Below are 24,089 nucleotides of genomic sequence, written 5' to 3'. Positions count from 1 at the left end.
CGTCGTCAGCCGACGATGGCCTCGAGGTTGGACTGCACCGAGCCGAGGATCTCCGCCGGGTCGCCGTCCTTCAACGTGCCCAGCTGGGCGTTGAAATCGGCGATGACGTCGGAGATGCCGTCGTTGGTCGGCACGCCCTGCGCGTAGTCGGCGCCGTCGAGGAACGCGACGAGATCGGGGTTGTCGCTGCGCCACTGATCGGCCGCCGACTGCACGGACGGCATCGGGCCGAACGCCTCCGAGAACGCGAGCTGCTGCTCCGCCGTCGTCAGATACTCGATGAGGTCGAGCGCCGCCTCCTGGTTCGGGCTGTCCGCCGCCATGCCCCAGCAGTTCGTGAACTGCAGAGTGCCCTGGCCGGCCGGGCCCGCGGGGAGCTCGACGACGAGGGCGTCGACGTCGGGGTAGTCACCCAGCGCGCCGGTGATCCAGTTGCCCTCGATCGTCATGGCCCCGAGCTGCTTGCCGAACGCCTCGCCGCCCCATCCGGCGCCGACATCCGCTGCGTACGCGAAGGTGCCGTCGGTGAGGTGCTCCTTGACGTAGGCGAGGGCCTCCTCGTTCTCTGCGCTGGCGGCGGTGGCCTCGGTGCCGTCCTCGGAGATGAGCCGCCCCCCGGCCTGCGCCATGAAGACGCCGACGCGGGCGTACTCACCGGAGAAGACGAGGCCGGTCGTGCCGTCCGTCGTCAGGGCCTTCGCCGCGGCGGCCAGGGAGTCCCAGTCCGTCGGCACGTCGGCATCCGTGAGTCCCGCCTTCTCCCACAGCCCCTTGTTGATGATGAGCTGGAGGGTCGAGAAGTCCTTCGGTGCGCACGCGAACTCGCCGTCGTAGGTGAAGTTCTCCACGAGGGACGGGTAGAAGTCGTCCTTGTTCTCCAGCATGTCGCCGTAGGGGAGGACCGAGCCGTTGCCGGCGTAGCCCGCGAGGAACTCCGTGCCGAGGTAGAACACATCCGGCGGGGAGCCGCCGGCGAAGCCCTGCGAGAGCTCCTGGGTGAGGTCCGACGCCGCCGTGACGGTCGCGTCGACGCCGGAGTCCGCCGACCATGCCGCGACGGCATCCTTCACGGCCGTCGTCTCGGCGTCGCCGCTGGACCCGATGAGGATCGAGAGGGGATCGTCGGAGGACGTGAGCCCTCCGCCGTCGCCGCTCGGTCCGGCATCCGGTTCGTCGAAGCCGGATCCGCCGCAGCCGGTGAGGGTGAGTGCCGCGACGAGGGTGATCCCCCCGGCGGCGAGCAGCGTCCGTGCTGTGTGTCGCTTCATCGCATCTCCTTTGATCGCTGACCGCTCCTGAGCGTCGGCGCCCGGTGCTCGCCGATCGTCTCTTCGATCGTTCCCACGCCACCGCGTCATCGCGGGTTTGAACGATCAAACTATGGAATGATGCCCAAAGTAAGTCGGCCTCTCGGCGCTGTCAAGGGTGGTGCGCACATGGCGAACGAACGCTCGGTCACGATCGAGGACGTCGCGCGTGCCGCGAGCGTGTCGCGGCAGACGGTGAGCAATGTGCTGAACAGCCCGGCGATCGTGCGCCCCGACACGCGGGACCGCGTCCGCGCCGCCATCGCGCGGCTCGGCTATGCGCCGCACGCGTCGGCGCGGCGGCTGCGGACGCGGCGCAGCTCGACCATCGGCATCCATCTGGACCCGTACGCCGGCGGCATCTCCGGCGCCGTGCTGGACCGCTTCGTGCACGCGCTGACCGAGCGGGCGGGGGAGCGCGGTCTCCGGGTGCTCGTGTACGCCGCCGCCTCGCCGGAGGAGGAGATCCAGCGGATGACGGACCTCGCCGACGGTGGGGAGGTCGACGGCATCGTCATCACGGGCACGACGTACGGCGACCCCCGCATCGCGTGGCTCACCGCCCGCGGCCTGCCGTTCGTGTCGTTCGGACGCCCGTGGGGCGACGACGACATCGACGACCCGCTGCACCTCTGGGTCGACGTGGACGGCGCCGCCGGCACGCGCGAGGCGACCGAGCATGCGCGGGCCGCCGCGGGACCGCGGGTCGCGTTCCTGGGCTGGCCGGCGGGGTCGGGCACCGGGGATGACCGGGAGCTGGGCTGGCGCGAGGCGATGCGGGCGGCCGGGGTCTCCGAGGCCGACCTCGGGGAGCTGCGTCTCACGGTCGCGGAGAGCGTCGCGGACGCGCGGGTCGCGACGACGGCGCTGCTGCAGCGGGATGCCGTGGACGCGATCGTCTGCGTCAGCGACTCGCTGGCGGTCGGGGCGCACGTCGCCGCGGTCGGCGCCCAGCGGCCCGACCTGCTCGTCGTCGGGTTCGACAACACCCCGGCGGCCGAGGCGCTGGGACTGTCGAGCATCGAGCAGCTGCCGGAGCAGGTGGCCGCGGGCACCCTCGACCTCCTGACGGTCGGGGGCTCGCTCATCGGCAACCGGGCCCTCGAGGCCGGGCAGGCGCACGTCCTGGTGCGGCCGCGACTCGTCGTGCGCTGAGGGGTTTGTACTCAACGGCGGAGATCGTGCTGCGGATGCCGGGATTCCGGTGCCGTTCGGTGGGATGGGGCACGGAATCCGCCGTTGGGTGGCGGTGCGGTGCGCCGAGCACGGGTCAGCGGCCGCTGATGCGGCGCTCCAGCGCGCGGGCGGCGTCGCCCGCGAGGCCCGCGAGCTCCGCCGCATCGCGGTCGGCGTCGCCGGGCCACGTGACGGCGATCGCAGCCGCGGGCCATCCGGTGTGGTCGCGCACGGCGACGCCGACGGAGCGGAGACCGAGCGTGACCTCGCCGTCCTCCTCCGCGACGCCGCGTGCCCGCACGGCGCGCAGGAGCTCCCGCAGCTCCCGCGGCCGCCGCGGGCCGCGGCCCGTGCGGTCGGCGAAGGCCGCGGCATCCGGGTACAGCGCCCGCACCTGGCCGGCCGGCAGCAGCGCGAGCATCGCCCGGCCCGTCGCCGTCAGGTGCGCGGGGAGCCGGACGCCCACATCCGTCACGAGCGCCGGGCGGCGCGGCGCCCGCTCCTCCACGATGTAGAGCACGTCGCGCCCCGTCATGACGGCGAGGTGCGCGCTCTCGCCGGCGCGGTCGGCGAGGCCCGCGACGAGCGGGCGCCCGAGACGGGCGAGCGGATCCTGCCGCGCGTACCCGCCCGCGAGCTCGAACGCCGCCGTGCCCAGACCCCAGCGCCGCTCCGCCTCGAGGTGCACGACGTAGCCGTGCCCGGCCATCGCGTGCAGCAGGTGGTAGACGCTCGAGCGGGGGATGCTGAGCGCGGTCGCAACGGTCTGCGCCGCGACCGGGCCGCGCTGACGGGCCAGGAACGTGAGCACCCGCAGCGTCTGGTCGGCCGCGGGCACCTTCGGCTTGGCCGCCGGCGATGTATCTGGGATCGACGTGTCTGGGATCGCTGTGTCTGGGATCACAGACACAGGATGCCACGCCGCCCTGGCGCGGCGTGTGCCGCGGCGGTGGAATCGGACCATGACCGCCGCATCCGCCTCGGAGACCGCGACCCGACGCGACGTGCGCGTCGGGTCGGGCACGCCGCTCACGCCGGCCGACGTCGTCGCGGTCGCCCGCGACGACGCCCGGGTCACGGTGGACGACGCGGCCCTCGCGCGGGTCGCCGCCACGCGCGCCCTCGTTGAGCGCCTCGCCGACGACCCCGAGCCGCACTACGGCATCTCGACGGGCTTCGGCGCGCTCGCGACGACCTTCATCGCGCCGGAGCGGCGCCGGCAGCTGCAGGCGAGCCTCATCCGCTCGCACGCGGCCGGCACGGGTGCCGAGGTCGAGCGGGAGGTCGTCCGGGCGCTGCAGCTCCTGCGCCTGCAGACCCTCGCGTCCGGCCGCACGGGCGTCCGCCCGATCGTCGTCCGGACGTACGCGGCGATGCTCGACGCCGGCATCACCCCGATCGTCCGGGAGTACGGGTCGCTCGGCTGCTCCGGCGACCTCGCGCCCCTCGCGCACGTCGCCCTGGCCGCGATGGGGGAGGGTGAGGTCCGTGACGCCTCCGGCACGGCGAGGACCGCCGGCGACGCGCTCGCCGCCGCCGGCATCGCGCCGCTCGTGCTGGAGGAGAAGGAGGGCCTCGCGCTCATCAACGGTACCGACGGGATGCTGGGGATGCTGCTCCTCGCCGTGCACGACCTCGACATGCTGCTCGTCACCGCCGACCTCGCCGCGGCCCTGTCGATCGAGAGCCAGCTGGGCACCGACGCCGTCTTCGCCGCCGACCTCATGGCGCTGCGCCCGCAGGTCGGGCAGGCCGCGTCCGCGGCGAACCTGCGCGCCTTCCTCGCCGGGTCGCCGATCGTCGCGAGCCACCGCGACCCCGCCGTCTGCACCCGCGTGCAGGACGCGTACTCCCTCCGCTGCACGCCGCAGGTGCACGGCGCCGCGCGGGACACGGTCGAGCACGCGCGGACGATCGCCGCGCGGGAACTGGCGTCCACCGTCGACAATCCGGTGCTCACCGACGATGGCCGCGTGGAGTCCAACGGCAACTTCCACGGCGCCCCGATCGGGTACGTGCTCGACTTCCTCGCGATCGCGGTCGCCGACGTCGCGTCGATCTCGGAGCGGCGCACCGACCGGGCCCTGGACCGCACCCGCAGCCACGGCCTGCCGCCGTTCCTCGCCGACGAGGCGGGCGTCGACTCCGGGCTCATGATCGCGCAGTATGCCGCCGCGGGCATCGTCTCGGAGCTCAAGCGGCTCGCCGTCCCGGCATCCGTCGATTCGATCCCATCCTCCGCGATGCAGGAGGACCACGTCTCGATGGGATGGGCCGCGGCGCGGAAGCTCCGCCGCGCCGTCGACGGGCTCGCGCGCGTCCTCGCGATCGAGATCGTGACGGGATGCCGCGCCCTCGACCTGCGTGCACCGCTCCGGCCGGGCGCCGTGACCGGCGCCGTGCGCGCCCTCGTCCGCACCGTCGTGGACGGTCCCGGCCCGGACCGGTTCGTTTCGCCGGAGATCGAGGCCGTGACCGAGCTCGTGCTCTCCGGCCGGATCGCGCGCGCGGCCGCCGACGCGGCTCAGGCGGAGCCCACCGCACGATGACGACACAGGGGGATGCCATGACCGCAGGCCACGAGCGGGGGCCGGTGCGCGCCGCGCGCGGCGCCGAGCGCACCGCGAAGAGCTGGGGTGCCGAAGCCGCCAAGCGCATGCTCATGAACAACCTCGACCCCGAGGTCGCCGAGCATCCGGAGGACCTCGTCGTCTACGGCGGCACCGGCAAGGCGGCGCGGTCGTGGGAGGCGTACGACGCGATCGTCCGCACCCTGGACGAGCTCGAGCCGGATGAGACCCTGCTGGTCCAGTCCGGCAAGCCCGTCGGCGTCTTCCGCACGCACGAGTGGGCGCCCCGCGTGCTCATCGCCAACGCGAACCTCGTCGGCGACTGGGCCACGTGGCCGGAGTTCCGGCGCCTGGAGGCGCTCGGCCTCACGATGTACGGGCAGATGACGGCGGGCTCGTGGATCTATATCGGCACGCAGGGCATCCTGCAGGGCACGTACGAGACGTTCGCGGCCGTCGCCCGCTCGCTCGGCCGGGAGTCGCTCGCCGGCACCCTGACCCTGACCGGCGGCGCCGGCGGGATGGGCGGTGCGCAGCCTCTGGCCGTCACGATGAACGAGGGCGCCGTGCTCATCGTCGACGTCGACGCGTCGCGCCTGCAGCGCCGCGTCGCGCACGGCTACCTCGACGAGGTCGCTCCTGACCTCGACACCGCGGTCGCCCGCGCCGTCGCGGCGAAGGAATCCGGCGCGGCCCGTTCGATCGGCGTCGTCGGCAACGCGGCGCTCGTCTTCCCGGAGCTGCTGCTGCGCGGCACGCCCGTCGACATCGTCACCGACCAGACGAGCGCGCACGACCCGCTCGCCTACCTCCCGGTGGGCATTCCGTTCGAGGAATGGAAGGCCGAGGCGGCGCGTGACCCGGAGGGATTCACCGCGCGCGCCCGCGGATCGATGGCGAAGCACGTCGCCGCGATGGTCGGCTTCCAGGACGCCGGCGCCGCCGTCTTCGACTACGGCAACTCCATCCGCGCGGAGGCGCAGCTCGGCGGGTTCGACCGCGCCTTCGCGTTCCCCGGGTTCGTGCCGGCGTACATCCGTCCGCAGTTCGCCGAAGGCCGGGGGCCCTTCCGCTGGGTCGCGCTCTCCGGCGACCCCGAGGACATCCGCAAGACCGACGAGGCCATCAAGGCGCTCTTCCCCGACAACGCCGGTCTCGTCCGCTGGCTCGACAAGGCTGCCGAGAAGGTGCACTTCGAGGGGCTCCCGGCGCGCATCTGCTGGCTCGGCTACCAGGAGCGCCACCTCGCGGGCCTGAAGTTCAACGAGATGGTCGCCGCCGGCGAGCTGGCGGGCCCCATCGTGATCGGCCGTGACCACCTGGACGCCGGGTCGGTGGCGAGCCCCTACCGGGAGACCGAGGCGATGGCGGACGGGTCGGACGCCATCGCCGACTGGCCGCTGCTGAACGCGCTCCTGAACACGGCATCCGGCGCGTCGTGGGTCTCGATCCACCACGGCGGCGGCGTCGGGATCGGCCGCTCGATCCACGCGGGGCAGGTCACCGTCGCCGACGGCACGCCGCTCGCGGCCGAGAAGCTCGCGAGACTGCTGACCAACGACCCCGGGACGGGTGTCATGCGGCACGTGGATGCCGGCTACGAGCGGGCCCGGGAGGTCGCCCGGGAGCGCGGTCTGATCGTGCCGATGCCATGACCGCCGCGCTGCTGCTGACCGGCATCGCCGAGCTGACGACGAACACGCCTGCACCCGGCGACCCGACCGGGACGATCACCGACGCGGCGCTGCTCCTCGTCGACGGCGTCGTCGCCTGGGCGGGACCGGAGGGGGACGCGGATGCCGCCGTCGCGGCGCGTGCGGCGTTCGCCGACACCACCGTCCACGACGTCGGCGGCCGGGCGGTGATCCCCGGATTCGTCGACGCGCACACGCACCTCGTGTTCGGCGGCGACCGGGCCGACGAATTCGAAGCCCGGATGAGCGGGACGCCGTATACGGCCGGCGGCATCCGGCGCACCGTCGCGGCGACCCGCGCCGCGACGGAGGACGAGCTGCGCGCGCGCCTGGCCGGGTTCGTCGCCGAACTGCACCGGCAGGGCACGACGACGTTCGAGGTGAAGACCGGCTACGACCTCACGGTGGACGGCGAGGCGCGGCTCGCGCGGCTCGCGGCCGAGGTCACCGGCGAGGTCACCTTCCTCGGCGCGCACGTCGTGCCGGCCGAGTTCACGGGCGACCGCGAGGCGTACCTCGATCTCGTGTGCGGGCCGATGCTCGACGCCGTCCGGCCGCATGCGCGGTGGATCGACGTGTTCTGCGAAGAGGGCGCGTTCACCCCCGAGGAGACCCGCCGCATCCTTCGCGCCGGCACCGCCGCGGGCCTGCCCGCACGGCTGCACGGCAACCAGCTCGGCTACGGCGCCGGTGTCCGGCTCGCCGTCGAAGCCGGCGCGGCGTCCGTGGATCACTGCACGTACCTCTCCGACGACGACGTCGCGGCCCTCGCGGGGTCGGAGGTCGTGGCGACCCTGCTGCCGGGCGTCGAATTCTCCACGCGGCACCCGTACCCCGATGCGCGCCGGCTCCTCGACGCCGGGGTGACGGTCGCGCTCGCGAGCGACTGCAACCCCGGCACGAGCTTCACGAGCTCGATGCCGCTCATGATCGCCCTCGCGGTGCGCGAGATGGGGATGACGCCGGCCGAGGCCGTGCACGCGGCGACCGCCGGCGGTGCGCGGGCGCTGCGCCGCAGCGACGTCGGGCACCTGGGCGCCGGCGCGCGCGCCGACCTCGTCGTCCTCGACGCGCCGACGCGCGTGCACCTGGCCTATCGGCCGGGCGTCCCGCTCGTGCGGGAGGTCTATGTCGCCGGCGCGCCGGTCTGACCAGGACTCCCGGCGCGGCGGTCTCAGCGCGGGCTGTCGAACTCCCACGCGTCCGGATCCGTCGCCGTCACGACATCCCAGTCGTCCGTCTCCCACGTGAACACCGCGACGGCGCACGTCGGCATGTGACCGATGCCGCCGCCGGAGAGCCGCTCGGCGAGCACCGTCATCCCGGGATCGTGCGCGACGACCATGACAGCGTTCGCCTGCTCGGCGGCCGCCGTCTGCAGCAGCACCGACGCAGGGGCGCCGTACAGCCCTGGATCGGTGCGCAGCGGTGCGCCGAGCTGCGCCGCGAAGACCTGCGCCGTCGTGTGGGCGCGCAGCGCTGTGGACGCGAGGATCGTGTCGAGACGGATGCCGGTGGCCGCGAGGCGCCGGGCCATGCGCGGCGCGTCCGCCCGGCCGCGGTCGTTGAGCGGCCGGTCGTGGTCGTCGAGGTCGGGTCGGCCCCAATCGCTCTTGGCATGCCGCACGAGCACGAGTGTCGTCACGGTCGTGTCTTCCCTTCACGTGAGGCCGCGCCCTCGCGCAGTGCGAGGCCGGCCAGCAGTTCCAGCACGCAGAGCGCCGCGAGGCGCACCGTGCGGCCGTCCGGAGCGTCGGCGGTGGCGTCCACCTCGACGATGTCGGCGCTGCCGACGCGCGGGTCGCGCGCCGCGGCGCGGACGAGCGCGCGCAGCTCGGCGGCCTGCAGCCCGCCGGGCACCGATGCGGGGCAGCCGGGGGCGACGGCGCGGTCGCACACGTCGAGGTCGACGTCGAGGTGCACCGCACCGTCGGGGCCGGCGATCTCCAGCGCCTCGGCCATGACCTCCGCCGCCTGCCGCCGGCGCACATCCTCGAGGGGGATGACGGTGATCCCCAGCTCGGCGGCGCGGCGGGCGTAGGCGGCGGAGTTCGCGAAGTCGGCGATGCCGATCTGCACGATGCGGCGCGGGTCGAGCCCGTCCTCGACGAGCCGCCGCACGGGGGAGCCGTTGGAGACGCCGTCGCGCAGGTCGAAGTGCGCGTCGAGGGTGATGAGCCCCGTCGCGGCGGCGCCCTGGGCGGCCGCGTACGTGACGGAGTTGTCGCCCCCGAGGGCGATGACGAGGTCCGCCGCCGCGCGCAGCGCGCGCACGCGGGATCGCACCGCCGCCTCGCCCTCCGGGCCGTCCGGCTCGGCGACGTCGCCGGCATCCGCGATGCGCAGCGCCTCGCCGAGGTCGATCGGGGGCGGCCCGAGCAGCGTGGGGCTGTATCGCCGCAGCGCGTCGCGCACCGCCGCGGGCGTCGCGTGCGCGCCGGTGGGGCTCAGCGACGTGCGGAAGGCCGGCAGCCCGACCAGGACGGCATCCACGCGCCCGTCGGGCGCGGGCCAGCCGCCGGCCCGCGGCCAGAGCGGATCCACGGAGAGGGTGCTCATGCGATCAGGTACACCCAGGCCTCGCGGCCGCTCCCGAGCGTCACCCGGGCACGGCGGAACATCGCCATCTGGAACTCGTCGGCGGCCTCGAGCTCGGTGACGGTGAGCCGCAGCACCGCTCCGACGATCTTGTCCCGCGGATTGCCGGTGCGACGCAGCTGCGGGTGCACGATGCGGCCGGTCCGGTCGCTGAACCGGATGTCGTCGATCTCGACGTAGTCGGCGGTGTATCCGGGAAGGGTGTCGGGCTCGGCGGGCAGCACGCGGCCGAACATGTCCTGCTGCAGCTGCGGATCGCGCATGTCCGCGTAGCTGAACAGCAGCTCTTCCGGTTCGGCGGCCATGCCCTCAGGCTAGTCCGCGGGGCCGCGCATCCCTACCCGAACAGGGCGTGCGCGAGCGCGAAGATCGCGAGCCCGGCGAGCGCGCCGACGAAGGTGCCGTTGAGGCGGATGTACTGCAGGTCGCGGCCGACCATGAGCTCGATCTTCTCGGTGGTCTCCGCGGGATCCCACTTCTCGACGGTGTCCGTGATGATCGAGGCGATGTCGTGGCGGTAGCGGTCGACGAGGAACACCGCGGCATCCGTGACCCGGTCATCGACCCGTCGCTGCAGAGCCGGATCGGTCGCCAGGCGCGCCCCGATCTCGGCGAGCGCGGCGGCCACGCGGCGCCGCAGGGGGCTGGCGGGATCGTCGAGTGACCGGAGCAGCCCCGTCTTCGCGGTGTGCCAGGCCTCCGCCGCGAGGGCGCGGACCCGGGGGCTGTCGAAGACGGCGCTCTTGGCATCCTCGAGACGACCGATCGTCTCCGGGTCGTGCTGCAGGTTGTCGGCGAGGCGGGTGAGGTAGCCGTCGACGGCCTTGCGGGCCGGATGCTGCGGGTCGCGGCCGATGGCCGCCGCGAACTTCACGGCCTCGTGGTAGACGGTGTCGTCGACGAGCCGCATCGCCACCGAGGGCACCCAGGAGGGGAGCCGGCGGGAGACGAGCCCGCTGAAGGAGTCGCGGTTGTGCTCGAGCCACGTGGAGATGCTGTCGATGCCGAGGTCCACGGCCCCGCGGTGCGCATCCGCCTCGACGACGCGGGCGAGCCAGCCGCCGACCGTCGGGCCCCACTCCGGGCTCAGCAGGTGCTCCCGCGCGAGGTCGCTGATGAGGTCCTGCACCTCGTCGTCGCTCAGGGCCTGCAGGATGCCGGCGGCCATCGTCGACGCCTCCGCCGCGACGGTCTCGGCGTGCTCGGGCTCGCTCAGCCACTCGCCGGCCTTGGCCGCGATGTTGGTCGACTCCAGCTTGGAGCGGACGACGCCGCCCTCGAGGAAGTTGGTCTCGACGAATTCGCCGAGGGTGCGGCCGATCTCGTCCTTGCGGCGCGGGATGATCGCGGTGTGCGGGATGGGGATCCCGAGCGGATGCCGGAACAGCGCCGTCACGGCGAACCAGTCCGCCAGCGCGCCGACCATGCCGCCCTCCGCGGCGGCGCGGACGTAGGCCAGCCACGGGTACTGCTCCTCGAGCGCGAACGCCGCGACGAAGATGACCGCCATGAGGACGAGTGCGCCAAGGGCCACGCCCTTCATGAAGCGCAGACCCCGGAGACGCTCCTGGTCCGCGGGGCTCAGGAGGTCGATCGAGGTGCGTGCCATGCCGTCATCCTCGCACGCGGCGTATCCTGGCCGCGTGATCGACGACATCAAGAAGCGCGCCATGCACCGCACCAGCATCCTGGAGGGGCAGCTGCGGGGGCTCGCGAAGATGATCGAGAACGAGGACTACTGCATGGACATCATCGCCCAGTCGCGGGCCGCGCAGCGGGCGCTCGCGTCGCTGGACAAGATGCTCCTGGAGAACCACCTGCGCACGCACGTGACGCACATGTTCGAGGAGGGCGGCCCGCAGCGCGACCAGGCCGTCGCGGAGCTGCTGAAGGCCTACGACCTCGAGGGTCGCTGACTCAGGAGTCGACCGGCCCCAGCCACGCGGCCGCGACGGTGCTGTGCGCGGACTCCGGGTCGGAGGGGTGGAACAGGCCCGCCAGGACGTCGCGGTAGAGGCGCCCCAGCTCGCTCCCGCTGAAGTAGGACGAGCCGCCGGCGACCAGCACCGCCTCGTCGACGACCCGCTTGGCGGTCGTCACGGCGCGGTGCTTGATGCCGCTCAGGAGCGCGAACCACTGCGCGCCGTGGTCGGCGAGGGCGTCGACGTCGCGGCTCAGCGACGCCAGCTGCGGGGGGAGGGCGTCGTACGCGAGCGCCATCTCGGCGATCCGCCAGCGGATGTCGGGGTCCTGGCTGTACGTCGCCCCCGTCTTCTTCGACGTGCGCTTCTTCGCCGTCGCCACGGCGACCTCGATCGCGCGCCGCGCGATGCCGGTGTAGACCGAGGCCAGCAGCAGCTCGAAGACGCTGAAGATGCCGAACACGATCGGGTCGGGGTTCGGACCCGGTGCCACACGGCGGACGACGCGGTCGGCGGGCGCGACGACCCCGTGCAGCTCGGTGGTCCGGGACTGCGTCCCGCGCATGCCGACGGTGTCCCAGTCGTCGCGGGTGACGACGGCGTCGCTGCGCGGCACGAACGCGTAGACCATCTGCGGGCCGTCGGGGGAGGTCGTGTCGAGGCCGTGCAGGCCCAGCTGCGTCCACACCGGGGCGAGCGAGGTGAAGATCTTGGTGCCCGTGAAGGCGTAGGAGCCGTCCGGCTGCGGGGCGGCATCCGTGTCGCTGCCGAAGAGCACGAGGTCGTTTCCGGCCTCGCTGATCCCGAAGGCGAAGACCTCCCCGGCCGCGGCGCCCTCCTGCACGAACCGCAGCGTCTCGATGCCGCGGTCGGCGAGGACCTTCGCGACGCCCGTCCACACGAGGTGCATGTTGATGGCGAGGGCGGTCGCCGGCGCCGCGCCGGCGAGCCGCTGCTGCAGCACCGACGCCTCCGCGAGACCCAGGCCCGCGCCGCCGAGGGCCTGCGGGACGAGGATCGCGAGGTAGCCGGCATCCTTCAGCTCGGCGAGGTCCTCGTCGGGGAACACGTTGTCGCGGTCCACGCGGGCCGCGCGTTCGCGGAAGCGCTCGAGCAGGTCGTCGGGGAGGAAGGTCGCGGCGGCGAAGGCGGGAGCGGATGCGGATGCGGTCACCCGAACATTGTCCTCCCGCGCCGGGGTGCCGGCGCCGTGGGGGAGGATGGTCGCATGATCTCGACGGACCTGGCCGTGTCGCTGCGCGAAGCGGGCCTCGTCTGGCGGCCGGCCTCGGGCGACCGGTTCCAGCTCGACGAGCCGGAGTTCGAGGCGGACGTCTTCACCGTCAGCGAGATGACGATCGAGCCGCGGAACTACTCCACCGGCATGATCCTCGCCTTCAACGGCACGACCGAGTGGGCGCTGGATTCCGTCGCCCTCGAGGACGCCCTGTGGCTGCCGCGCGAGGACCAGCTGCGAGAGCTCCTCGGCGGGGCGTTCCGGGCGTTGCGGCGCCTGGCCGACACGCACCGCGTCGAGGTGCAGATCGCGGGGCAGCGGCACGAGTTCGACCACCCGCAGCCCGAGGACGCGTACGCGCTCGCGCTGCTGGCCGTCCTGCGCCGCATCTCCTGAACCGGGGCGGCGGCCGGCCGGTCAGGTGATGACGGGGACGGGCTCGGTGTCGGGGATGGGGCTCGCGTCGCGGTTCCGCAGGTCGGGGAAGCCGCGGACGCACGTGACCGCGACGACCACGCCGACGACCGCCAGGGCGGCGCCGGCCCAGTACGCCCCGACGGGGCCGACCCCGTCGATGAGGAACCCGGCGGCCGCCGAGCCCAGTGCGGCGCCGATGAGCTGGCCCGTGCCGATCCAGCCGTAGGCCTCGGCGGTCTCGCTGAACTTCACGCTCGCCGAGGTCATCGCGAACATGACGGCGAGGGCCGGGGCGATGCCGATCCCGGCGACGAACAGCGACGCACCGAGCCACCACGCCGAGAGGGAGAAGAACGTGAGCGTCAGGCCCACCGTCACGACGATGAGCCGCCGCGCCATCGCCCAGCGGCCGATCGGGATGTGCCCGAAGCTCAGGCCGCCGACGAGGCTGCCGACCGAGAACACGGCCAGGACGAGGCCGGCCTCGAGGCCACCGTGGCCGAAGGTCGCGACGACGCCCGCCTCCACCGCCGAGCACGCCCCGATGAGGAGGAAGCCGATCACCGTGGCCAGCAGCACGGTGGGCTTGCCGAGCACCTTGCCGAAGGCGCGACGGCTGCGCGGGATGCGGACGCGGCCCACCTCGGGGGAGAGGATGAACCACGCGCCGCCGAGGACGAGGATCGCGACGATGAGGAGGAGTCCCGGGACGGTGCCCGCCTGCGTCGCCACGAGCGTGATGACGACGGGCGCGAGGATCCAGATGATCTCCTGCAGGCTCGCATCCAGGGAGAACAGCGGCGTCAGCTGGCGCGACGTGACGAGCTTCGGGTAGATGGTGCGGACGGCGGACTGCACGGGCGGGGTCGACAGCCCCGCGAGGAACCCGAACAGCATGAAGCCGATCAGCTCGAGCGGGACGAGGGCCATCACGAGCCCGGCGGCCGCGCACACGGCGGTCGTGAGCGTCAGGACGCGGCGGATCCCCCAGATCCCCATCCACCGGCTCGTGACCGGTCCTGCGATCGCCTGTCCGATCGATGTGGCGGCCAGGACCAGGCCGGCGGCGCCGTACGACCCCGTGATCTGCTCCACATGCAGCAGGATCGCGAGGCTCGTCATCCCGTTCGGGAAGCGGGCGGTCAGCTGGGCGGCGATGATGCGCGCGACCCCGGGGGTGCGCAGAAGATCCCGGTAGCCGGCCACCCCTCCACGCTACCGCCGCCGCGACACGCCGACGACACGCCGGAACCCGATTTCCACAGGCTGGGGATGTCGGAGGCGCGGTCTACCGTGCGATCTGTGGATGGATCCTGGCGGACGCCGCGAAAGGGCCGGATTCCAGGACTTTTCCAGGTTCGAAAACAACCGGCATCCTGTGGATGAATCGGTGGACAACATGTGTTGTACCTGTAGAGAGCGGTGGAAAATCACACGGATGTAACTACTAGCCCTTGTGGTGCTATCGAATGTCGGCACCCATATGTAGTATTGGACTCCCGGCGGCGCACTGCCGGGCATACACAGATCTTGAGGGGAGAAGACAGGTCACCATGGCGATCACGGTCTACACCAAGCCGTCCTGCGTTCAGTGCAACGCGACCTACCGCGCGCTGGACTCGAAGGGCATCGATTACGAGGTCCTCGACCTGTCCGAGGACCCCGCGGCTCTCGAGCACGTCAAGTCGCTCGGATACCTCCAGGCGCCCGTCGTCGTCACCGACGAGGGCCACTGGTCGGGCTTCCGTCCCGACAAGATCGACGAGCTCGCCTCCCGTCTGGCGTGACACCGTGAGCGCGGCCGTCGCGACCGAGGCGCCGCTGCTCGTCTACTTCTCGAGCGTCTCCGGCAACACGGCGCGATTCATCGAGAAACTCGGGATGCCGGCCGTCCGGATCCCGCTGCACCCCACCGACCCGCCTCTCGTGGTGGACGAGCCGTTCGTGCTCGTCACCCCCACGTACGGCGGCGGGCAGGGGCGCGGCGAGGAGAAGGGCGCCGTTCCCAAGCAGGTCATCCGGTTCCTCAACGACGAGCGAAACCGAAACCTCATCCGCGGAGTCATCTCCGCGGGCAACACCAACTTCGGCGCGGCGTACTGCCTCGCCGGTGAAGTGATCAGCCGCAAGTGCACCGTGCCGCACCTGTACCGGCTCGAATTGTTCGGCACGCCTGAAGACGTCGACCGCGTGAGCGACGGATTGGAACGATGGTGGAAGCTGCATTGACCGAGAAGACCTTCAAGACCGACACCCGGTTCGAAGGCCTGGACTATCACGCCCTCAACGCGATGCTCAACCTGTACGGCGAGGACGGGAAGATCCAGTTCGACGCCGACAAGCGCGCCGCCCGGGAGTACTTCCTGCAGCACGTCAACCAGAACACGGTGTTCTTCCACTCGCTCCAGGAGCGCCTGGACTACCTCGTGGAGAAGGAGTACTACGAGGGCGCCGTGCTCGAGAAGTACCCGTTCGAGTTCATCCAGAAGCTCAACGACCGCGCGTACGCCGCGAAGTTCCGCTTCGAGACGTTCCTCGGCGCGTTCAAGTACTACACGAGCTACACGCTGAAGACCTTCGACGGCAAGCGCTACCTCGAGCGCTTCGAGGACCGCGTCGTCATGACCGCCCTCGGCCTCGCCGACGGCGACCAGCAGCTCGCCGAGAAGCTCGTCGACGAGATCATCTCCGGCCGCTTCCAGCCGGCCACGCCGACGTTCCTCAACACCGGCAAGGCCCAGCGCGGCGAGCTCGTCTCCTGCTTCCTGCTGCGCATCGAGGACAACATGGAGTCGATCGCCCGCGGCATCAACTCCGCCCTGCAGCTGTCCAAGCGCGGCGGCGGCGTCGCGCTCCTGCTCTCCAACATCCGCGAGTCGGGCGCCCCGATCAAGCAGATCGAGAACCAGTCCAGCGGCATCATCCCCGTCATGAAGCTGCTCGAAGACAGCTTCAGCTACGCCAACCAGCTCGGCGCGCGTCAGGGCGCCGGTGCGGTGTACCTCTCCGCGCACCACCCCGACATCATGCGGTTCCTCGACACGAAGCGGGAGAACGCGGACGAGAAGATCCGCATCAAGACGCTCTCGCTCGGTGTCGTCATCCCCGACATCACCTTCGAGCTCGCCCGCAACGACGAGGACATGTACCTCTTCTCGCCGTACGACGTCGAGAAGGTCTACGGCGTCCCGTTCGGCGACATCTCGGTGACCGAGAAGTACCGCGAGATGGTCGATGACGCGCGGATCAAGAAGACCAAGATCAACGCGCGCGAGTTCTTCCAGACCCTCGCGGAGATCCAGTTCGAGTCGGGCTACCCGTACATCATGTTCGAGGACACGGTGAACAAGGCCAACCCGATCAAGGGCCGGATCAACATGTCCAACCTGTGCTCGGAGATCCTGCAGGTCAACACCCCCACGACCTACAACGAGGACCTCTCCTACGCCGAGATCGGCAAAGACATCTCCTGCAACCTCGGGTCGATGAACATCGCCCTGGCGATGGACGGCAAGGACCTCGCCGGCACCGTGGAGACCAGCATCCGCGCCCTCACCGCCGTCAGCGACCAGAGCCACATCCGCTCCGTCCGTTCGATCGAGGACGGCAACGACCGCTCGCACGCGATCGGCCTGGGGCAGATGAACCTGCACGGCTACCTCGCCCGCGAGCACGTGCACTACGGCTCGGAAGAGGGCATCGACTTCACGAACATCTACTTCTACACCGTGGTGTTCCACGCCCTGCGCGCCTCCAACCAGCTCGCGATCGAGCGCGGCACCGCGTTCGACGGGTTCGCCGACTCCACGTACGCGTCGGGGGAGTTCTTCGACAAGTACACCGAGCAGGCCTGGGTCCCGCAGACCGAGAAGGTCAAGGAGCTCTTCGCCGGCATCCACATCCCCACGCAGGACGACTGGCGCGAGCTGAAGGCCTCCGTCCAGGCGCACGGCATCTACAACCAGAACCTGCAGGCCGTTCCCCCGACCGGCTCGATCTCGTACATCAACAACTCGACGAGCTCGATCCACCCGATCGCGTCGAAGATCGAGATCCGCAAGGAAGGCAAGATCGGCCGCGTCTACTACCCGGCGCCGTTCATGACGAACGAGAACCTGGAGTACTACCAGGACGCGTACGAGGTCGGCTACGAGAAGGTCATCGACACGTACGCCGCCGCGACGCAGCACGTCGATCAGGGTCTGTCGCTGACGCTGTTCTTCAAGGACACCGCCACCACGCGCGACATCAACAAGGCCCAGATCTACGCCTGGCGCAAGGGCATCAAGACGATCTACTACATCCGCCTGCGGCAGATGGCGCTGGAGGGCACGCAGCTCGACCAGTGCGTCTCCTGCATGCTCTGACCCCGAGAAAGCCACGGACATGACTCCCGAACCGCTGAAGCTCCTGACCTCGGTCCAGGCGATCAACTGGAACCGCATCGAGGACGACAAGGACCTCGAAGTCTGGAACCGCCTCGTCAACAACTTCTGGCTCCCCGAGAAGGTGCCGCTCTCCAACGACGTCCAGTCGTGGGCGACGCTGACCCCCGAGGAGCAGACCACGACGATGCGCGTGTTCACCGGCCTGACGCTCCTGGACACGATCCAGGGCACCGTCGGCGCCGTCTCGCTCATCCCGGATGCGATCACCCCGCACGAGGAGGCCGTCTACACGAACATCGCGTTCATGGAGTCGGTGCACGCCAAGAGCTACTCGTCGATCTTCTCGACGCTGTGCTCGACGCCGGAGATCGACGACGCGTTCCGCTGGTCGGTGGAGAACCCGAACCTGCAGAAGAAGGCTCGGATCGTCATGGACTACTACCGGGGCGACGAGCCGCTCAAGCGCAAGGTCGCCTCGACCCTGCTGGAGTCGTTCCTCTTCTACTCCGGGTTCTACCTGCCGCTGCACTGGTCGTCCAAGGCCAAGCTGACGAACACGGCCGACATCATCCGCCTCATCATCCGTGACGAGGCCGTGCACGGCTACTACATCGGCTACAAGTTCCAGAAGGGTCTCGAAAAGCTCACCGCCGCGGAACGCGACGACCTCAAGGACTACACGTTCTCGCTGCTGTACGAGCTCTACGACAACGAGGTGCAGTACACGCAGGACCTGTACGACGGCATCGGCCTGACCGAGGACGTCAAGAAGTTCCTGCACTACAACGCCAACAAGGCGCTCATGAACCTCGGCTACGAGGCGATGTTCCCCTCGACGGTGACGAACGTGAACCCGGCGATCCTGTCGGCGCTCTCGCCCAACGCGGACGAGAACCACGACTTCTTCAGCGGGTCGGGCTCCTCGTATGTCATCGGCAAGGCCGTCGCGACCGAGGACGACGACTGGGACTTCTAGGAGTTCCCGAACACACTTCGCCCGTGATGGGCGGCTGAAAGGCCCGGGCCCGCAGGATTCTGCGGGTCCGGGCCTCTTTCGTGTGCCTTCGGCTGGTTATCGGGGGCACCGGCGACGGCGCGCACACGGTGACCATGGCAACCGGCCGTATCCGCCGCGCGCCCAACGCAGCAGGTCACGCGCGAGCAGCGAACTCCTTCATCCGCGCGAGGTACCCGCGTATGCGGACGGCGGGGACAGCGCGCGGCCAGTCGTCGGCGCGGAACCATGCATCGGACCCGCCGTCGACGAAGACGACGCTGCCGCACAGGAAGTCCGCCGCGTCCGACAGCATGAACACCACCCACTCGGCCAGCTGCGAGGGCACGCCGAACCCGCCGATCGGCACGGGGAACGAGCGGATGGCCTTCGCCTCATCGGGCGTGGCGAGCTGCCTCTCGAGGAGGGGAGTGAGGATGGCGCCGGGAGCGATGGCGTTCAGTCGGATGCCGGCACCGGCCCAGCGCGCGGTCACGGCCTGACGGCGCACCCAGCGGCTGACGGCGATCTTGGATGCGCCGTACGCCATCGCGGGGGCGTTCTTGCCGAACAGTCTGGTCGCCTTCACCGCCTTGCCGCTGTCCCCTGCCAGCATCGCGCGTATCGCCCGGCCGGGGACCGCGGGCATCGTCGTGGTGGAGTTCGACGAGAACACCACGACCTTGGCGCGCTCGGCACTCGCCAGCGCATCGTGCCATCCCTCGAGCAGGTCGACGACGCCGAAGTAGTTGACCTCGACGATGAGTGCGGGCCGATCCGCGCCGGGTGCCGGACCCAGCCCTGCGGCGAGCACCGCGCCGTCCAGCGTGCCCCCCGATGCGGCGAGCACGCCGTCGATCGCGGCCCTGCGCCCCGTCGCGGTGGAGAGGTCTGCCACGACGTCCGCCGACCTGAGGTCCACGCCGATCACGGTGTTCCCCGCGGAGCGCAGCTTCTCAACGACCGCGGCACCCATGCCCGACGCTGATCCAGTGACCACGTACACGCCCATCTCGGCGCCTCCTCGTCCTGCCGGGTCGCTCTTGACTCGGTTATTGACACTATATGACAAAAATGATCGACTAGGCAGTATGCCCAGGGATGCCGTTCGTGACAGCGGCACGCGGAGCCGTGGCCGGCCGAGCGTGATCGATGCGGATCGCATCGCGGAGACCGCGATCGCCCTGTGGCGCGAGCGCGGGTTCCGCACGACCGGATGGAAGGACATCGCGGAGGCCACGGGGGTGAGCGTGCGCACGCTGATCCGGCATTTCGGCAGCCGCGCCGAGATCCCGTGGACGGGAGTCGAGGCCGCAGCTGCACGACTGGAGGCGAGCCTGGAGACCGTGACTTCCGACATCCCGACCGGTGAGGCGCTGCGCCGGGCGATCGTGTCCTCGGTCACGCACTCCGAGCAGATCTACCGCGCTGCGCCGGGCTGGCTGGAGGTCGTGGCGAGCGAGCCCGAGCTCATGGTGGTCGCGCCGCGCGCCTATGCGCCGTGGGCCGGCGCGATTGCGAGATTCATCGCGCTCCGAAACCCGTCGGCGCCGGCAGCGATCAGCCATGCCCTCGCCGCCGCCTACCAGGCCGCAGCCTTCGCAGCTCTCGCTGACTGGGCCTCGGCGGGGGCGGTCGGCGCACCCGATCTTGCCGTCGACCGAACGCTCCGATGGCTTGACGTGCACGGCTCGGTCACCGACGACGGGAGCACACCGAGAATCCAGGAGGAACCGGAATGACCAGTCACACACCCGACCCGCTCGCCCTCGCCCGCTTGGGGCCCGTGACCCTGCGCAACCGCGTCATCAAGTCGGCGACGTTCGAGGGTGTCACCCCCGACGCCCTCGTGAGCGATCGCTTGATCGACTTTCACGTCCGTGTCGGCGAGGGTGGCGCCGGCATGACGACAGTGGCGTATCTGGCCGTCGCCCCCGAAGGGCGTACGGAGCGTGGCCAGGTGTACTGGCGGCCCGAGGCCCTGCCGGGGCTGCGGCGGCTGACGGATGCCGTGCACGCGACGGGTGCCAAGGTCTCCGCGCAGATCGGCCATGCCGGCCCGGTCGCCAATTCACGGTCGACCGGCCTCCCGTCCTTGGCGCCGTCGATGCGGCCCAATGCGCTCGCCATGGGAGTCGACCGCAAAGCGAGCGTCGACGACATCCGTCGCATCGTCCGGCAGCACGCGGAAGCGACGCGCTACGCGATCGATGTCGGCTTCGACGCCGTCGAGGTGCACGTGGGGCACAACTACCTCGCGAGCTCCTTCCTGAGTCCCAACATCAACCGTCGCAAGGACGAATGGGGCGGGTCGCTCCAGAACCGCGCCCGCTTTCCCCGCATGATCCTCGAAGCGGTCCGCGAGGCTGCCGACGGCCAGATCGCCGTGCTGGCCAAGACGAACATGGCGGACGGCGTCGCCGGCGGGCTGTGGCTGGACGAATCGCTCGCCTTCGCCCGGATGGTGGAAGCGGACGGCCATCTGGATGCTCTCGAGCTGACCGGCGGCTCATCGCTTCTCAATCCGATGTACCTCTTCCGCGGCGACATCCCCCTGGCAGAGATGGCCGCTACCCAGAAGCCGATCATCCGGCTCGGGATGAAGATGTTCGGCTGGGCGGTCTTCCAGAAGTACCCGTACGAGCCGATGTACTTCCTCGACTACGCCCGCCAATTCCGCGAGGCGCTGTCGATGCCGCTTGTCCTGCTGGGCGGCATCACCGATCTCGTCGCGATGCAGGCGGCGATGCGCGACGGGTTCGAGTACGTCGCGATGGCGCGCGCGCTGCTGCGCGAGCCCGACCTCATCAATCGCATCGGCCGCGACGCGGCGGCGCGCTCTGCCTGTATCCACTGCAATCTCTGCGCCGAGAGCATCTTCACGGGGACGCGCTGCCCGCTGGCGGCGGGTGCCGAGAGGGTCTCCCGCTAGGCGAACGGTCGCCGGAGCCCCGGTGGTGAGCACCTCCGCTACCGCGCTCGTGACGCAACGACGGGAGCGTCGGCCGACGAGAGGTCGGTCCAGGCGTTTGTCACGCCGCAACGCATCCGCCACGAGCGCGGGCGCATCGTTACCATAAGGTCATGACCGACGAGAGTCCCCGCTTCAGCCCCGTGATCGCCCTGATCGCGGTGTCGGCGATGTGGGAGGGCCAGCTCGCCTCCGCTCTCCGTGACCTCGGCATCTCGACACGCAAGTTCGGGCTGCTCGGTCACATCGGCGCGGAGCCCGGGATCTCCTTCTCCGAACTCGCCCGCCGCTCGCACATCACGGTCCAGTCCGCCCATACCGCCGTCCGCACGCTCGTGGACGAGGGGCTCGTCGCCGATGCCATGGCGCACGCCGGCGCAGCATCCGATCTCACCGTCACGGAGAAGGGCGCACGCGTCCTGCAGGAGGCGCGCGCCCGCCTGGCGGCCCTCGATGGCGCCCTTGCGCAGAACCTGCCGGGGGTGGCGACGTCGCTCGACGGCATCCGGGCCGGGATGGTGTGATCCTTCACCTAGGCTGAAGGGGTGTTCCACACTCCCGCCCGGCTGTTCCGTGTCCTCGCGATCGCCGAGATGGTGTCGTGGACGATCCTCATCACCGGTCTGATCCTGCGCGCCACCCTCGGGTGGGCGCTCGCGGTGACGATCGGCGGCGGTATCCACGGGTTCGTCTTCCTGTCCTACGGTGCGACGGCGATCCTCGTGGCGCTGAACAACCGGTGGCGGCTCGGCGTCGGCATCCTCGCCGTCGGCTCCGCCGTCATCCCATACGCGACGGTGCCGGTCGAGCGCTGGCTGCACCGCCGCGGGATGCTGGAAGGCGCCTGGCGGATCGAGGAGGCGAGCGACCCCGCGGACCGGCGCTGGTACGACGGGCCGATGCGGTGGTTCCTGCGCCGGCCGTGGGTGCTGGCAGTGCTCCTCGTCGCGGCCATCGTGGTGGTCTACGTCGTGCTCGTCCTGATCGGACCCCCGGTGCCGCACAGCGACTGACGTGCGCGCGGCCGTGCGTGCGCCGCAGCCCCGGTGGGGGCACGCGGTGTTCCCTACGATGGGGGTCGTGAGTACGGAACGCAGGAAGGTGGCGATCGCGCTCGGCGGCGGGGGAGCCCGGGGCTATGCGCACATCGGTGTCCTGGAGGAGCTGACGGCCCGGGACTACGACGTCGTCCAGATCTCCGGCACGTCCATGGGCGCGGTCATCGGCGCCCTGTTCGCCTCCGGCCACCTGCCGGAGTACAGCGAATGGGTGCGGGGCCTGCGCCGGCGCAGCGACGTGGTCAAGCTGGTCGATCCCAACTTCTCCGGGTCGAGCGCGATCAGGTTGGGGCGGGTCCTCGCGCGGGTCAGCGAGATCATCGGGGTGCGGCGGATCGAGGACCTGCCGATCGCCTTCACCGCCGTCGCCACCGATCTGTGGGCCCGCCGCGAGGTGTGGTTCGACTCCGGCCCGATCGACACGGCGCTCCGCGCGTCGATCGCCATCCCCGGCATGCTGCCGCCGATCGCGCTCAACGGCCGCCTGCTCGTGGACGGCGGCGTCGCCAACCAGGTGCCGGTGAGCGTGCTCGCCTCCTCCGGCGCGGACCTGACCGTCGCCGTCACCCTCGACGGGCACGGAACCGTCACCCAGCGCGGCAAGGGCCTCCCGGTCCACACCTCCTCCGACGAGGAGGAGGACGCCGCGGTCTGGTCGGACCGGCTCCGCACGCGGATGGGCAAGCTGATGGAGGCGGAGCCCATGCGTTCCATCGCCGCACGCATGGCCGCACGCCCCCAGCAGCAGCGCACCGAGAGTTCCGGCACCTCGGTGGCCGAGCTGTTCGAGGAGCTGCCGACCGGGCTGCGCGCATCCGACGTGGCCACCCAGTCGCTGGATGTGCTGCGGTCGATCGTGCAGCGCTACCAGCTGGCCGCCTTCCCGACGGATGCGCTCGTCGTCGTCCCGAACGACTCCGTTGGCACGATGGACTTCCACCTCGCGGAGGAGCAGATCGAACTCGGCCGCCGGCTGGCTGCCGAGACCTTCGACCGCGCCGGCATGCTCACCGGGCTCGGCGACGTCGAAGCCTGACGGCGGATTTCGTGGGCCGGCGGCGGCTCCGGATGCCGTGATCCACGGCATCCCGTCACGATCTCCGCCGTTGCGCCGGCCCACCGGTCCTGCGCGCCGACTAGCGTGTGAGGATGATCCGCGCCGTCGCCCGCTGGCTGCTCGCCGCCCTCCTCGTCGCGGCGGGTGTCGGGCATCTCACGACCCTGCGCCGCGGGTTCCGCATCGCCGTGCCGGACTGGGCGACCGCGCTCCTCCGCACGGACAAGGACACGATCGTCGTCGTCTCCGGTGTCGTGGAGATCATGCTGGGGCTCGCGTTCGTGCTGCTGCCTCGCGAGCGCACGCGGGTCGGCCTCGCGGTCGCCGCCTTCTTCGTCGCGGTGTTCCCCGGAAACGTGCACCAGTGGCGGACGGGCGCGTCCGCGCCCGGTCTCGACACCGAGCGCCGACGCCTTGTGCGCCTCTTCCTGCAGCCGGTCCTCGTCGCGTGGGCGGTGTGGGCAGGGCAGCCGGGGACGGCGGGGACGCTCAGCGGCGCGTCGACACGGTGACCGTGAACTTCGGGTCGCGCGCGACCTGCCGCGTCGGCCCGACGATCCGCTCCAGGACGGGGCGGTACCGCAGCGGTGAGTTCCAGACGCACCACAGCTGACCGCCGGGGCGGAGCACGCGGGCCGCGTCGGCGAAAAGCCGCGGCGCGAGCCGGTCGGTGACGGCGGAGCCGCTGTGGAACGGCGGG

The 24,089-nt window shown here is 71.1% G+C and carries 26 protein-coding genes; 16 read left to right on the top strand and 10 right to left on the bottom strand.

From position 1 onward, the window contains the following. Positions 1-5: 5 nt before the first annotated feature. Complete coding sequence (locus MSA03_RS12820) at positions 6-1,268, bottom strand: sugar ABC transporter substrate-binding protein (RefSeq protein ID WP_147051292.1); 1,263 nt, start codon at positions 1,266-1,268, stop codon at positions 6-8. 168 nt (positions 1,269-1,436) lie between these two features. Between MSA03_RS12820 and MSA03_RS12815 the strand changes: the two genes are divergently transcribed. Beyond that, entirely contained in the window at positions 1,437-2,462 is a 1,026-nt protein-coding gene (locus tag MSA03_RS12815) for a LacI family DNA-binding transcriptional regulator (protein WP_147051291.1), read from the top strand. A gap of 115 nt (positions 2,463-2,577) precedes the next feature. Here the strand turns inward: MSA03_RS12815 and MSA03_RS12810 are convergent, their stop codons facing one another. Further along, positions 2,578-3,321, bottom strand: a complete 744-nt coding sequence (locus tag MSA03_RS12810) for an IclR family transcriptional regulator (protein WP_244946426.1) — start codon at positions 3,319-3,321, stop codon at positions 2,578-2,580. 124 nt (positions 3,322-3,445) lie between these two features. Between MSA03_RS12810 and hutH the strand changes: the two genes are divergently transcribed. From hutH to hutI, 3 genes are read left to right on the top strand one after another with little or no spacing between them, the layout of a single operon-like run. After that, positions 3,446-5,032 (top strand): histidine ammonia-lyase, encoded by a 1,587-nt coding sequence (gene hutH / locus MSA03_RS12805; protein WP_147051289.1) that lies wholly within the window; start codon positions 3,446-3,448, stop codon positions 5,030-5,032. A 17-nt stretch (positions 5,033-5,049) separates the two neighbouring features. Next, the gene (gene hutU / locus MSA03_RS12800) at positions 5,050-6,708 is read left to right on the top strand and encodes a urocanate hydratase (protein ID WP_371863105.1); all 1,659 of its coding nucleotides are present in this window, start codon (positions 5,050-5,052) and stop codon (positions 6,706-6,708) included. Next, positions 6,705-7,898: an imidazolonepropionase gene (gene hutI, locus MSA03_RS12795; RefSeq protein WP_147051287.1), complete on the top strand. Its 1,194-nt coding sequence runs from the start codon at positions 6,705-6,707 to the stop codon at positions 7,896-7,898. The genes hutU and hutI overlap by 4 nt, the downstream gene beginning before the upstream one ends. 23 nt (positions 7,899-7,921) lie before the next feature. On the opposite strand, the gene MSA03_RS12790 is transcribed toward hutI, so the two are convergent. Genes MSA03_RS12790 through MSA03_RS12775 form a run of 4 tightly spaced genes read right to left on the bottom strand, consistent with a single transcriptional unit; the run spans position 7,922 to position 10,954 of the window. Then, positions 7,922-8,392 carry a SixA phosphatase family protein gene (locus tag MSA03_RS12790; protein WP_147051286.1) on the bottom strand — a complete coding sequence of 157 codons (471 nt, stop codon included), beginning with the start codon at positions 8,390-8,392 and terminating at the stop codon, positions 7,922-7,924. Beyond that, positions 8,389-9,306, bottom strand: a complete 918-nt coding sequence (locus MSA03_RS12785; protein ID WP_170245506.1) for an agmatinase family protein — start codon at positions 9,304-9,306, stop codon at positions 8,389-8,391. Before MSA03_RS12785 ends, MSA03_RS12790 begins: the two co-directional genes overlap by 4 nt. Beyond that, positions 9,303-9,650 carry a gamma-glutamylcyclotransferase gene (locus tag MSA03_RS12780; RefSeq protein ID WP_147051285.1) on the bottom strand — a complete coding sequence of 116 codons (348 nt, stop codon included), beginning with the start codon at positions 9,648-9,650 and terminating at the stop codon, positions 9,303-9,305. The genes MSA03_RS12785 and MSA03_RS12780 overlap by 4 nt, the downstream gene beginning before the upstream one ends. Positions 9,651-9,682: 32 nt before the next feature. Next, positions 9,683-10,954 (bottom strand): DUF445 domain-containing protein, encoded by a 1,272-nt coding sequence (locus tag MSA03_RS12775; RefSeq protein ID WP_147051284.1) that lies wholly within the window; start codon positions 10,952-10,954, stop codon positions 9,683-9,685. A 34-nt stretch (positions 10,955-10,988) separates the two neighbouring features. On the opposite strand from MSA03_RS12775, the gene MSA03_RS12770 reads away from it, so the two are divergent. Continuing rightward, positions 10,989-11,261, top strand: a complete 273-nt coding sequence (locus tag MSA03_RS12770) for a metal-sensitive transcriptional regulator (protein WP_028495098.1) — start codon at positions 10,989-10,991, stop codon at positions 11,259-11,261. A gap of 1 nt (position 11,262) precedes the next feature. Here the strand turns inward: MSA03_RS12770 and MSA03_RS12765 are convergent, their stop codons facing one another. Further along, complete coding sequence (locus tag MSA03_RS12765; protein ID WP_147051283.1) at positions 11,263-12,441, bottom strand: acyl-CoA dehydrogenase family protein; 1,179 nt, start codon at positions 12,439-12,441, stop codon at positions 11,263-11,265. Positions 12,442-12,495: 54 nt separating this feature from the next. Here MSA03_RS12765 and MSA03_RS12760 point away from each other — a divergent pair, with 54 nt between their 5' ends. Next, positions 12,496-12,900 carry a pilus assembly protein CpaE gene (locus MSA03_RS12760; protein ID WP_147051282.1) on the top strand — a complete coding sequence of 135 codons (405 nt, stop codon included), beginning with the start codon at positions 12,496-12,498 and terminating at the stop codon, positions 12,898-12,900. Positions 12,901-12,921: 21 nt separating this feature from the next. On the opposite strand, the gene MSA03_RS12755 is transcribed toward MSA03_RS12760, so the two are convergent. Next, positions 12,922-14,127 (bottom strand): MFS transporter, encoded by a 1,206-nt coding sequence (locus MSA03_RS12755; RefSeq protein ID WP_147051281.1) that lies wholly within the window; start codon positions 14,125-14,127, stop codon positions 12,922-12,924. 347 nt (positions 14,128-14,474) lie between these two features. Between MSA03_RS12755 and nrdH the strand changes: the two genes are divergently transcribed. From nrdH to nrdF, 4 genes are read left to right on the top strand one after another with little or no spacing between them, the layout of a single operon-like run. Continuing rightward, the gene (gene nrdH, locus MSA03_RS12750; protein WP_028495102.1) at positions 14,475-14,708 is read left to right on the top strand and encodes a glutaredoxin-like protein NrdH; all 234 of its coding nucleotides are present in this window, start codon (positions 14,475-14,477) and stop codon (positions 14,706-14,708) included. A 4-nt stretch (positions 14,709-14,712) separates the two neighbouring features. After that, the gene (nrdI, locus tag MSA03_RS12745; protein WP_028495103.1) at positions 14,713-15,150 is read left to right on the top strand and encodes a class Ib ribonucleoside-diphosphate reductase assembly flavoprotein NrdI; all 438 of its coding nucleotides are present in this window, start codon (positions 14,713-14,715) and stop codon (positions 15,148-15,150) included. After that, entirely contained in the window at positions 15,132-17,288 is a 2,157-nt protein-coding gene (gene nrdE, locus MSA03_RS12740; protein WP_147051280.1) for a class 1b ribonucleoside-diphosphate reductase subunit alpha, read from the top strand. The genes nrdI and nrdE overlap by 19 nt, the downstream gene beginning before the upstream one ends. 19 nt (positions 17,289-17,307) lie before the next feature. Then, positions 17,308-18,285, top strand: a complete 978-nt coding sequence (nrdF, locus tag MSA03_RS12735) for a class 1b ribonucleoside-diphosphate reductase subunit beta (RefSeq protein WP_147051279.1) — start codon at positions 17,308-17,310, stop codon at positions 18,283-18,285. 175 nt (positions 18,286-18,460) lie between these two features. On the opposite strand, the gene MSA03_RS12730 is transcribed toward nrdF, so the two are convergent. Next, positions 18,461-19,315: an SDR family oxidoreductase gene (locus tag MSA03_RS12730; protein WP_147051278.1), complete on the bottom strand. Its 855-nt coding sequence runs from the start codon at positions 19,313-19,315 to the stop codon at positions 18,461-18,463. Positions 19,316-19,448: 133 nt separating this feature from the next. On the opposite strand from MSA03_RS12730, the gene MSA03_RS12725 reads away from it, so the two are divergent. The 6 genes from MSA03_RS12725 (at position 19,449) to MSA03_RS12700 (ending at position 23,901) form a co-directional block, all read left to right on the top strand. Further along, positions 19,449-20,045, top strand: coding sequence for a TetR family transcriptional regulator (locus MSA03_RS12725; RefSeq protein ID WP_218028821.1), 597 nt, complete (start codon positions 19,449-19,451; stop codon positions 20,043-20,045). Beyond that, positions 20,042-21,235: an NADH:flavin oxidoreductase gene (locus MSA03_RS12720; protein WP_147051277.1), complete on the top strand. Its 1,194-nt coding sequence runs from the start codon at positions 20,042-20,044 to the stop codon at positions 21,233-21,235. The genes MSA03_RS12725 and MSA03_RS12720 overlap by 4 nt, the downstream gene beginning before the upstream one ends. Positions 21,236-21,387: 152 nt before the next feature. Further along, positions 21,388-21,798 (top strand): MarR family winged helix-turn-helix transcriptional regulator, encoded by a 411-nt coding sequence (locus MSA03_RS12715; RefSeq protein ID WP_147051276.1) that lies wholly within the window; start codon positions 21,388-21,390, stop codon positions 21,796-21,798. A gap of 21 nt (positions 21,799-21,819) precedes the next feature. Next, positions 21,820-22,287: a DUF3817 domain-containing protein gene (locus MSA03_RS12710; protein WP_147051275.1), complete on the top strand. Its 468-nt coding sequence runs from the start codon at positions 21,820-21,822 to the stop codon at positions 22,285-22,287. Positions 22,288-22,354: 67 nt separating this feature from the next. Then, entirely contained in the window at positions 22,355-23,368 is a 1,014-nt protein-coding gene (locus MSA03_RS12705; RefSeq protein WP_218028820.1) for a patatin-like phospholipase family protein, read from the top strand. 113 nt (positions 23,369-23,481) lie between these two features. Beyond that, positions 23,482-23,901: a DoxX family protein gene (locus MSA03_RS12700; RefSeq protein WP_147051273.1), complete on the top strand. Its 420-nt coding sequence runs from the start codon at positions 23,482-23,484 to the stop codon at positions 23,899-23,901. Here MSA03_RS12700 and MSA03_RS12695 read toward each other — a convergent pair. After that, on the bottom strand, positions 23,879-24,089 hold a 211-nt coding region (locus tag MSA03_RS12695; protein WP_147051272.1), incomplete at its 5' end, for a methyltransferase. The two genes, MSA03_RS12700 and MSA03_RS12695, sit on opposite strands and share 23 nt — an antisense overlap.

Origin of the sequence: Microbacterium saccharophilum (genome assembly GCF_007992455.1) — a bacterium.
Lineage (GTDB): Bacteria > Actinomycetota > Actinomycetes > Actinomycetales > Microbacteriaceae > Microbacterium > Microbacterium saccharophilum.
This window is presented reverse-complemented; position numbering and strand designations above follow the sequence as displayed.

Coding starts and splice junctions, on each gene's coding strand:
- hutH (WP_147051289.1), top strand. CDS start 3,446: ATGACCGCCGCATCCGCCTCGGAGACCGCGACCCGACGCGACGTGCGC.
- MSA03_RS12820 (WP_147051292.1), bottom strand. CDS start 1,268: ATGAAGCGACACACAGCACGGACGCTGCTCGCCGCCGGGGGGATCACC.
- MSA03_RS12700 (WP_147051273.1), top strand. CDS start 23,482: ATGATCCGCGCCGTCGCCCGCTGGCTGCTCGCCGCCCTCCTCGTCGCG.
- nrdE (WP_147051280.1), top strand. CDS start 15,132: ATGGTGGAAGCTGCATTGACCGAGAAGACCTTCAAGACCGACACCCGG.
- MSA03_RS12775 (WP_147051284.1), bottom strand. CDS start 10,954: ATGGCACGCACCTCGATCGACCTCCTGAGCCCCGCGGACCAGGAGCGT.
- hutI (WP_147051287.1), top strand. CDS start 6,705: ATGACCGCCGCGCTGCTGCTGACCGGCATCGCCGAGCTGACGACGAAC.
- MSA03_RS12815 (WP_147051291.1), top strand. CDS start 1,437: ATGGCGAACGAACGCTCGGTCACGATCGAGGACGTCGCGCGTGCCGCG.
- nrdH (WP_028495102.1), top strand. CDS start 14,475: ATGGCGATCACGGTCTACACCAAGCCGTCCTGCGTTCAGTGCAACGCG.
- MSA03_RS12730 (WP_147051278.1), bottom strand. CDS start 19,315: ATGGGCGTGTACGTGGTCACTGGATCAGCGTCGGGCATGGGTGCCGCG.
- MSA03_RS12760 (WP_147051282.1), top strand. CDS start 12,496: ATGATCTCGACGGACCTGGCCGTGTCGCTGCGCGAAGCGGGCCTCGTC.
- nrdF (WP_147051279.1), top strand. CDS start 17,308: ATGACTCCCGAACCGCTGAAGCTCCTGACCTCGGTCCAGGCGATCAAC.
- MSA03_RS12785 (WP_170245506.1), bottom strand. CDS start 9,306: ATGAGCACCCTCTCCGTGGATCCGCTCTGGCCGCGGGCCGGCGGCTGG.
- hutU (WP_371863105.1), top strand. CDS start 5,050: ATGACCGCAGGCCACGAGCGGGGGCCGGTGCGCGCCGCGCGCGGCGCC.
- MSA03_RS12780 (WP_147051285.1), bottom strand. CDS start 9,650: ATGGCCGCCGAACCGGAAGAGCTGCTGTTCAGCTACGCGGACATGCGC.
- MSA03_RS12720 (WP_147051277.1), top strand. CDS start 20,042: ATGACCAGTCACACACCCGACCCGCTCGCCCTCGCCCGCTTGGGGCCC.
- MSA03_RS12715 (WP_147051276.1), top strand. CDS start 21,388: ATGACCGACGAGAGTCCCCGCTTCAGCCCCGTGATCGCCCTGATCGCG.